Origin of the sequence: Sphingobacterium sp. UBA6645 (assembly GCF_002455685.1) — a bacterium.
Lineage (GTDB): Bacteria > Bacteroidota > Bacteroidia > Sphingobacteriales > Sphingobacteriaceae > Sphingobacterium > Sphingobacterium hotanense.
Genome location: NZ_DKLH01000068.1, coordinates 24526 through 31005 on the forward strand (window position 1 = coordinate 24526; position 6480 = coordinate 31005).

Genomic DNA, 6480 nt, shown 5'->3' on the forward strand with positions numbered 1-6480 from the left:
TCAGGCCTATTGGAAAGCAAACACATTACCTAGTTTATCAGTTCCGGTATATGTACAACCTTGATCGATCAACTCTCCCGTTCCGATATTGATTACCATCCCATGGACAGCTAAATCATCACGCTCTTTCCATGCATTTTGAATAATCGATGTACTGCATAAATTAAAAACCTGCTCTTTTACATTTAATTCGACCAAACGATCAGCTTTTTGTTCTTTATCTTCGATAGCATCAATTTCTTCAGCATGTAGGCGGTAAACATCTTTGATATGGCATAACCAGTTGTCGATAATACCGTATTGCGTAGAGCTTAAAGAAGCAGCTACACCTCCACAACCATAGTGTCCAGCCACGATAACATGTTTTACCTTTAAAACATTCACTGCATAGTCAAGTACAGAAAGCATACTCATATCCGAGTGAACACACATGTTGGCAATATTGCGATGTACAAATACTTCTCCTGGTTTCTTACCGGTCAATTCGTTCGCAGGAACACGGCTATCAGCGCATCCAATCCATAATACTTCCGGACTTTGGCCTTTTGCTAATTGTTGAAATCTGCCCGTTTCGTCGTTTTTCACGAACTCAACCCACTCTTTGTTACCCTCTTTAATGTTGTTGAAACCAGTTTCTAATACTTTATTTTCCATGTTTTTTGTCAATATGATTTAATGGCAACCCTGAAAAGGGTTGCACAAGTTTCAGAATTTCTTTGAATTAATTAAACTACTTTTTGAAGTTTTTGTTTTTTTAAGCGAAAATTACCATTGAAGGACTTCTTCTTGTAATTCACATCGTTCAGCTCAATTTCCAAGCCTTTGCTCAATGCATTTTGTTCGAAATCCTTGATTACGTCAATAACATCCTTGTCAATAAATTTACTTTTCTGACCATCGATGACCACCGACTTAACACCCTTTGGTAAGTTGTATAGCTTCTGTTGGATAGGCGCTTTGTTTAAGAACGTCACTTCTTCAGCAAGCGTTAGAACCGCAGTATCTGTATCTTCTTTCTGAACGATATTAAACTGATATGCATTCGTCATGTTCGCTTTCAAGATATAGAAGGTTGCTACCACGATACCAATACCTACTCCAGTTAACAAATCGGTAAATACTACCGCTGCAACTGTGACGAAGAAAGGAATAAATTGATCCAATCCTTTTTTGTAGATCTGTTTGAATAAAGCTGGCTTCGCCAATTTAAAACCTGTGTGCAATAAGATTGCAGCTAAACCAGCCAATGGAATCAAATTAATGATAGATGGAATAGCTAAGAGAGCTACTAATAACCATAAACCATGTAGGATAGCCGACTGTCTAGTACGTCCACCAGAGTTTGCATTCGCCGACGATCTTACGATAACCGAAGTCATTGGTAAACCACCTAATAAACCACTCGTCATATTTCCTATACCCTGTGCTACTAACTCTCTGTTTGTAGGAGAGTTACGCTTGAATGGGTCGATCTTATCAACCGCTTCAATACTCAAAAGAGTCTCTAAACTCGCGATAATGGCGATAGTAAATGCAACTACCCATACCTCTTGATTAACAATCTGCGTGAAGTCAGGGAAGATAAATAAGCCCTTGAACTCTGCAAATGAAGATACTACAGGAATGGACACAAAGTGATCTGGATTCAATGCGAAAGAAGTTCCTTGAAATGCAAATCCTAATCCAACGCCTAGAATCACAACGATTAGAGGAGCAGGGATTTTGTTCAGCTTCTTAATATTCGGCCAGAAAATTAATACAGCTAGTGATAATAAACAGATGATTGTTGCTCCCCAGTTTACACTAGAAAATATTGTGTTTGTGAAAGCAGCAATACCGCCGCCATCTTCCACTTCGAATGCATGTGTTTCGGTCATACCAAAAGCTAATGGAATTTGCTTAAGGATAATCGTAATACCGATAGCAGCCAGCATCCCCAGAATAACTGAAGAAGGGAAATAGTTACCAATCATACCGGCTTTGATGACACCTAATACCAATTGGATAACGCCCGCCAGCATAACAGCTAGTAAGAATGTTTGATAAGCACCTAGTTGGGTGATCGCACCTAATACAATAACGGTTAATCCTGCCGCAGGGCCACTAACACTTAGTGCCGACCCGGAGATCGATGCGACAACTATACCACCAATGATTCCCGTTAAAACACCTGCAAAAAGAGGCGCTCCAGAAGCCATGGCAATTCCTAAACAGAGTGGCAATGCCACTAAAAATACTACAATACTTGCGGGGAAGTCATATTTTAAGTCTCTTTTCGATAATTTGAGAAAAGCAGACAAACGTGTTCCTAACATAATAAAAATAACTTTTTAAAATTCAACATTTAACGATGTAATAATCGCCAGTATAGCCATTAAGACCTAGCAAAGTAGCATCAGAAAGGCGATTTAAAATAAGATGGATGTTGAATTACGCGTTAGGAGGCGGTGTAGGAACGCGTGGATGAAAGGCACAGATCGTCCTTTCATTTTTAAGGTAATGTTTCGTGCGTCCAGTGTTTTCTACCGTTGGATTGAAGCTAAGGAAATCCATAGCATCAGGTTTGAAAATCTTGATACTGTGCTCATGCAAATCTTCGTTGTTACTGTTATTGCCTTTCGCCGTGTTCTCAATTTCTAATTGCATCACGACTTGCAAAACAGTTCCTCGGTCTAAGACGTCCACAAAAATAGGCGTCATGCTAATCAGCATCTTCGTGAAGAAGATGAAGAAGCATAATTTCGCTGCTATTATGCGCTGTGTTTTAGAAAAGAAATGAGTCTCTGCAATCATAAACTTCACAAAAATAAAATTAAATTTTAAAAAATCACTTTTTTTGGAATTAAATTGTGAAATGATGACAAAACTATGTATTTAATCCTGATTGGCTAACAATTTGTTAATATTAGAAAACTACTTAAGTTTATAATTAGAATATTATCTTTATTTATTGAGTGCATTACCTGAATAAAAATCTATGATAACACAACCGTTTATCGACAAAATTACCGCTTCTTATAGCCCTAAAGGGCCATTTATACAATTAGGATCAGGTATCCTAAATGGAGAGGTTGTTACCGCTGCCAAAGTAAATTTGGCGCTAAAGATGATGAACCGTCACGGTTTGATCGCTGGTGCAACCGGAACCGGTAAAACCCGAACGATACAACTCATGGCCGAACAGCTTTCGGATGCTGGTGTTCCTGTTTTAATGCTCGACGTCAAAGGCGATCTCTCGGGATTAGCAGAACCCGGAAAAACAAACGACGCATTGATCGAGCGCGGAAATGCCGTGGGTATTCCTTTCGAGCCTTCCAGTTTTCCAATCGAATTATTTTCACTAAGTGGTAAGCTTGGTGCCCCAATGCGTGTCACGGTAGAAGACTTTGGTCCTGTGCTTTTGTCCAGAATCTTGGACTTGAATGATACTCAGTCGGGCGTATTGAGTGCTATCTTCAAGTATGCCGACGATAATCAGTTGCCGATTGTAGACTTTCAAGATTTAAAGAAACTGCTGAGCTACCTATCTGAGGGCCCGGGTGCGGAGGAAATCAAAGCCGATTACGGAAAGATCAGTTCGGCATCGGCGAGTACTATTCTTCGGAAGATCGTCGCTATCGAGCAGCAGGGTTTAGAACATATCTTCGGCGAAAAAGAGTTCGATATCAATGATCTATTTGGTAAAGTTGATGGAAAAGGCGTTATCACACTGCTGAATATTTCCGATATACAAGATCAGCCCTTGTTGTTCTCTACTTTCCTGCTTAGTTTGCTAGCACAGCTTTTTAAACATCTACCAGAGGTCGGGGATCTCGATAAACCCAAATTAGTATTCTTCTTCGACGAAGCCCATTTACTATTTAACGACGCCTCTAAGGCTTTCTTAACACAGATTGAACAGATCGTCCGGTTGATCCGATCGAAGGGCATAGGCGTGTTCTTTTGTACTCAGGCAGCGACGGATATCCCAGAGAGTGTATTAGGACAATTAGGAAATCGCGTACAACATGCTTTGCGTGCCTTTACTCCGAATGATACAGAGAATCTTCGCAAGACGGTAAAAACCTATCCAAGATCTGATTTTTATGAGATCGATAAAGTATTGACCTCCTTAGGTACGGGTCAAGCCCTAGTTACGGTATTGAACGATAAGGGTATCCCTACAGAGGTCGTAGCAACCCATCTCGTACCTGCACGAGCAGTAATGGGGCCGTGCAGTCCGCAATTGTACACAGAACTTGTCAACGGTTCAGATTATGCAAGTAAGTACCAGGAGCGCGTAGAGCGACGTACAGCAGCAGAGATTATCGATGAGCGTATGGCGCAGTTCGAACAGCAACAGGCGACGGAAGCTGCGCGCAAAGAGCAGGAGAAAGCAAGCAAGTCTAGATCGTCTTCCAGTTCCAGAAGGCAGACCCCGCTAGAGGCGGCACAAAACCAAGCATCCCGCACCTTAGCACGCGAGGGCTCCAAGCTATTAGGGAAGATAGCAACGGGAATCCTAAACGCGATCTTCAAAAAGAAATAGATAAAATACTATATTTGCAACGCTATTAAAATACTAAACATAAAATAAGATAATTATGGGAAAACCTACTTTGGTAGTTCTGGCAGCAGGAATGGCTAGTCGCTATGGTTCATTAAAGCAAGTAGACGGATTCGGACCACACGGCGAAACGATTATTGATTACTCCATTTATGATGCTATTAGAGCCGGTTTTGGAAAAGTAGTATTTATTATTCGCGAAGAATTCGAGCAGGTAATGCGCGAGAAATTCGACAAGAAACTAAATGGCAAGATCGAGGTAGATTATGCCTTCCAAGATTTCAACTTAAAGAAATTCGGTGTTGACCGTGAAATTGAACGCACAAAACCTTGGGGAACTGCCCATGCGGTAATGAGCGCTAAAGATAAAGTAGATGGTCCATTCTGTGTAATCAACGCAGATGACTTCTATGGCTACGATGCCTTCAAAAAGATGGCAGATTTCCTGACCAACGATGTCAATGATACCCACATGTCTTTGATGGGCTTTGAATTAGGCAATACGATGTCAGACTACGGCTATGTATCTAGAGGTGTTTGTGAGGTAAATGCTGAAGGACATATGGATTCTGTTACAGAACGTGTTAATATTTTCTATAAAACTGACGATGCGGGCAACAAGAAAATCGTATTTGAAGAAAACGGTGTAGAAACTGAATTGCCTGCTGATACGCGTGTTTCGATGAACTTCTGGGGCTTTACTCCAAAAGTATTTGATATCGCGTTATCCCTATTCCCTAAGTTTGTTGAAGAGAATGGCGATAATCCTAAATCAGAATTCTTTATCCCTACCATTCCAGATTACATGGTGAAAGAAGGATTAGCAGATTACCGCGTCATCCCAACTTCTTCAAAATGGTTCGGAGTAACATACATGGAAGATAAACCTATCGTTCAAGAAAGCATCTCTAAATTGGTTGCAGACGGTGTTTACCCTGAAAAACTATTCTAAGAAATCTTAGATATATCTATATTCAATGGCAGGTTTTTTTGAACCTGCCATTTTTTGTAAATACACCTGCGTCTTAGGTCAAAGACGGACTTTCATCCCTATTGCTGTTTCAACCGAAATATGAAAGTTTTCAGAAACCATCAACAACTTTCCTCCCGATTCATGATTCACTGGAATCATGGATATTTTTTTTAGATCAATTTCCCGATATTAGCAGCATATCCATCGAACTATGAAGCGATTTATGCTAACTATCCTTTATATCCTACTTGGTCTAATTGTATTCGCGGGACTCTATTTCGGAGCCGACGCAATCCTATCCCGTATTCCATCGACCAAGTCACAAAGCATATCCCTTCCGCTCGAAATTGAAGCCTATGTGCTTTCCAATGGTGTACATACGGATATTGTGCTGCCCATTAAAAACGATCTCCAAGACTGGACTAGTGTATTTCCTATAGAAAATACCAAGGGTAAAAATCCCAATCAACGTTACGTATCCATTGGCTGGGGCGATAAAGGCTTCTACCTCAATACCCCCGAATGGAAAGACCTAACCCTTAAAACAGCCCTCATCGCCGGAATCGGCATAGGCGAAACCGCATTGCATATCACCAACTATAACCAAATGGTGGAAAACGATCTTTGCCACAAAGTAACCATCGATCGCTCCCAATACAAAGCCCTCCGCGACTACATCCTCGCGGCCCTAGACACCGACTCCGATGGAAAGCCAATCCCCATCCAAACAAACGCCCAATACGGCCAAGACGATGCCTTCTACGAAGCCAAAGGTGCCTACAACCTATTCTTCTCCTGCAACACCTGGACCAACAAAGCCCTCAAACAAGCCAACATGCCAAGCGGCATCTGGACAGTATTTGATAAAGGAGTTTTGAGACATTATAGGTAGTAGTTAGTATTTAGACCTATTGCTGAATTAGTAGTTAGTATTTAGTAATTAGTATTTCCTCTATAAATA

General features: G+C 40.9%; 6 protein-coding genes. 3 read left to right on the forward strand and 3 right to left on the reverse strand.

What is annotated here, in order from left to right; translation table 11 throughout:
- Window positions 1-6: 6 nt before the first annotated feature.
- The 3 genes from B2400_RS12590 to B2400_RS12600 form a co-directional block, all read right to left on the reverse strand.
- Window positions 7-654: a carbonic anhydrase gene (locus B2400_RS12590; protein ID WP_293933837.1), complete on the reverse strand. Its 648-nt coding sequence runs from the start codon at window positions 652-654 to the stop codon at window positions 7-9.
- 71 nt (window positions 655-725) lie between these two features.
- The gene (locus B2400_RS12595; protein ID WP_149524718.1) at window positions 726-2315 is read right to left on the reverse strand and encodes a SulP family inorganic anion transporter; all 1590 of its coding nucleotides are present in this window, start codon (window positions 2313-2315) and stop codon (window positions 726-728) included.
- Window positions 2316-2430: 115 nt separating this feature from the next.
- On the reverse strand, window positions 2431-2793 hold the full coding sequence (locus B2400_RS12600) for a hypothetical protein (protein WP_293933839.1): 363 nt from the start codon (window positions 2791-2793) through the stop codon (window positions 2431-2433).
- 184 nt (window positions 2794-2977) lie between these two features.
- Between B2400_RS12600 and B2400_RS12605 the strand changes: the two genes are divergently transcribed.
- From B2400_RS12605 to B2400_RS12615, 3 genes are all read left to right on the forward strand, one after another.
- Complete coding sequence (locus B2400_RS12605; protein ID WP_293933841.1) at window positions 2978-4528, forward strand: helicase HerA-like domain-containing protein; 1551 nt, start codon at window positions 2978-2980, stop codon at window positions 4526-4528.
- Window positions 4529-4583: 55 nt separating this feature from the next.
- A complete protein-coding gene (locus tag B2400_RS12610; RefSeq protein ID WP_149524721.1) occupies window positions 4584-5498 on the forward strand; it encodes a sugar phosphate nucleotidyltransferase in 915 nt (304 codons plus the stop codon).
- 232 nt (window positions 5499-5730) lie between these two features.
- Window positions 5731-6411, forward strand: coding sequence for a TIGR02117 family protein (locus B2400_RS12615; RefSeq protein WP_293933844.1), 681 nt, complete (start codon window positions 5731-5733; stop codon window positions 6409-6411).
- Window positions 6412-6480 lie beyond the last annotated feature (69 nt).

Bases quoted from the DNA above. Each gene is read 5' to 3' on its own strand.
- B2400_RS12610 (WP_149524721.1), top strand. From the start codon at position 4,584: ATGGGAAAACCTACTTTGGTAGTTCTGGCAGCAGGAATGGCTAGTCGC.
- B2400_RS12595 (WP_149524718.1), bottom strand. From the start codon at position 2,315: ATGTTAGGAACACGTTTGTCTGCTTTTCTCAAATTATCGAAAAGAGAC.
- B2400_RS12590 (WP_293933837.1), bottom strand. From the start codon at position 654: ATGGAAAATAAAGTATTAGAAACTGGTTTCAACAACATTAAAGAGGGT.
- B2400_RS12615 (WP_293933844.1), top strand. From the start codon at position 5,731: ATGAAGCGATTTATGCTAACTATCCTTTATATCCTACTTGGTCTAATT.
- B2400_RS12605 (WP_293933841.1), top strand. From the start codon at position 2,978: ATGATAACACAACCGTTTATCGACAAAATTACCGCTTCTTATAGCCCT.
- B2400_RS12600 (WP_293933839.1), bottom strand. From the start codon at position 2,793: ATGATTGCAGAGACTCATTTCTTTTCTAAAACACAGCGCATAATAGCA.